This window comes from Dietzia sp. B19 (genome assembly GCF_014145155.1).
Taxonomy (GTDB): Bacteria; Actinomycetota; Actinomycetes; order Mycobacteriales; family Mycobacteriaceae; genus Dietzia; species Dietzia natronolimnaea.
In genome coordinates, this window is record NZ_JAALED010000200.1 from 1 (window position 1) to 2,595 (window position 2,595).

The window sequence follows — 2,595 nt, forward strand, 5'->3', positions numbered from 1 at the left end:
CGGCCACCAGCTCGTCGACGAGCCCGAGCTCGTGGGCCCTGCCCGGACGCAGGCGCCTGCCCTCGAGCAGCACCTCCGTCAGGGCCGTGGCCACACCGAGCATGCGCACGGTGCGGACGATCCCGCCGCCACCGGGCAGCAGACCGAGGCTCACCTCGGGTAGGCCCAGCTGGATCGCGGGCGAGTCCACCACGATCCGGTGGTGGGTGGCCAGCGCGATCTCGAGACCGCCGCCGAGCGCGGCACCCGCGATGGCGGCCACGACGGGCTTACCCAGGGTCTCCAGTCGCCGCAGTGGCGCCTTGGCCCGCTCGACGGTGGCCACGGCCAGGTCCGCCCCGTCAGCGGGGATCGACAGGATGTCGGCCAGGTCGCCGCCGGCGAAGAAGGTCTTCTTGGCGGAGGTCAGGATCACGCCGGTGATCTCGTCGACCTCGGAGGCGAGCCTGTCGACGGCCGCCTCCATGGACGCCAGGTAGTCGGCGTTCATGGTGTTGGCGCTCTGACCCGGATCGTCCATGGTGAGGACGACGACGCCGTCGGCGTCGCGCTCGTAGGTGATGGTGTTGGTGAATTCGCTGCTCATTGGGGTTTATCTCGTCCTTGTCAAGGCTGGCGGCCGGGTCGTCTACAGGCGTTCGATGATGGTGGCGATGCCCATGCCGGCACCCACGCACAGGGTCGCGAGGGCGTAGCGGGCGTCGCGGCGTTCCAGCTCGTCCAGGGCGGTGCCGAGGATCATCGCGCCGGTCGCGCCGAGGGGGTGCCCCATGGCGATCGCGCCGCCGTTGACGTTGATCTTCTCCATGGGGACCCCGAGGTCCTTGGCGAATTTCATCGGCACGGCGGCGAACGCCTCGTTGACCTCGAACAGGTCGATGTCGTCGATCGTCAGGCCGGCTTTGGCGAGGGCCTTGCGGGCGGCCGGGGTGGGGCCGGTGAGCATGATCGTGGGCTCCGAACCGATGACGGCGGCCGAGACGATCCTGGCGCGCGGCGCGAGGCCGTTGCGCTCGCCGGCCTCGGCGTTGCCGATGAGCATCGCGGTGGCACCGTCGACGATCCCGGAGGAGTTCCCGGCATGGTGGACGTGCTCGATCTGCTCCACCGAGTGGTACTTCTGCAGCGCCACGGCGTCGAAACCGGCCTGCTCACCGAGCGCCGCGAACGACGGCCGGAGTGACGCGAGATCGTCGGCGGTGGTGCCCCGCCGGATGTGCTCGTCATGGTCGAGCACGACCAGACCGGCGGAGTCGACCACCGGGATGACCGAGCCCGCGAAGCGGCCCTCGTCCCAGGCGGCGGAGGCGAGCTCCTGCGACCGCGCGGCGAACTCGTCGACGTCCCCGCGGGAGAAGCCCTCGATCGTGGCGATGAGGTCCGCGCCGATCCCCTGCGGGACGAACGAGGTGGAGTAGTTGACCCGGGGGTTCTGCGCCCAGGCGCCGCCGTCGGAGCCCATCGGGACCCGCGACATCGACTCCACGCCACCGGCGACGACGAGGTCCTCCCACCCCGCGCGGACCTTCTGCGCGGCCAGGTTCACGGCCTCGAGCCCGGAGGCACAGAAGCGGTTCTGCTGCACCCCGGCCACCGTCTCGGGCAGTCCGGCGGCGAGGGCCGCGATGCGGGGCAACACCGCGCCCTGCTCACCGACCGGACCGACGATGCCCATGACGACGTCCTCGATCTGTGCGGGATCGAGACTGCTGTTGCGCTCGACCAGCGAACGCAGCACGCCGACGGCGAGGTCGATCGGGGCGACGCTGTACAGCGAACCGCTGGACTTGCCCTTACCGCGTGGCGTGCGCACCGCGTCGTAGATGTAGGCCTCGGGCACTGACATGGGTGGGTTGTCCCTTCCGTCCCGAGCCGGTCTGCGACGACGCACTCGAGACACTCACATGGATTCGATCACATATATCTGTGAATTCGGGTTTACTCTGGCCACTGTATCCGCTGTTGTCAAGATCACACCCCGATCCGCCCTCACGAGATCCGAGAGGTCATGACGTCGTCACCACCACTGCCCACGAGGTTCCCGGACGCCCCTCCACCGGGGTCCCGACGTGCGGAGATCGCGCTGGCCGCGGCCGAGGAGTTCACTCGACGCGGATACCACGCGACCCGTGTGGAGCACATCGCGGATCGACTCGCGGTAACCCCCGGTGCGCTGTACCGGTACGTCCCGGGCAAGTACGCGATGTTCCGAGACGCGGTCGCCACGCTCGTCGGGGAACTCGACGCCGCCACGTCCGGTTCCGATGACCTCGATCACCTGGTCGACTCGGTCACCCGGGCGACACTGACCCACCGCTCCCGCGCCGCGCTGTACCGCTGGCAGATCCGGTATCTCACGCCGGAGGACCGGGCGGCGGTCGTGGCGGCCGACATCCGGATCCGCCAGCGATTCTCCGACGCGATCCGCGGACACGGCGCTGTCGCCCGGACCGGGACCCGGGGCGCGGCCGGCGCCATCCTCGCCTGCATCGCCTCGCTCGGCCATCACCGCATCGAGGTCACCGAAGCGGGCGCGGTGGCGCTGATGCAGTCGATCGCGGCGGACCTGGCCGGATCCACCCCGGGCGTCAGGTC

General features: G+C 70.1%; 3 protein-coding genes. 1 reads left to right on the forward strand and 2 read right to left on the reverse strand.

What is annotated here, in order from left to right:
- Together G6020_RS06755 and G6020_RS06760 are read right to left on the reverse strand one after the other, a co-directional pair.
- On the reverse strand, nt 1-586 hold a 586-nt coding region (locus tag G6020_RS06755; RefSeq protein ID WP_182610094.1), incomplete at its 3' end, for an enoyl-CoA hydratase-related protein.
- A gap of 42 nt (nt 587-628) precedes the next feature.
- The gene (locus G6020_RS06760; RefSeq protein ID WP_182610095.1) at nt 629-1,846 is read right to left on the reverse strand and encodes an acetyl-CoA C-acetyltransferase; all 1,218 of its coding nucleotides are present in this window, start codon (nt 1,844-1,846) and stop codon (nt 629-631) included.
- 162 nt (nt 1,847-2,008) lie between these two features.
- Between G6020_RS06760 and G6020_RS06765 the strand changes: the two genes are divergently transcribed.
- The coding region (locus G6020_RS06765) for a TetR/AcrR family transcriptional regulator (protein ID WP_182610096.1) at nt 2,009-2,595 on the forward strand (587 nt) is incomplete at its 3' end.

Excerpts from the sequence above, each read along its gene's own strand:
- G6020_RS06760 (WP_182610095.1), bottom strand. The coding sequence starts at position 1,846 with ATGTCAGTGCCCGAGGCCTACATCTACGACGCGGTGCGCACGCCACGC.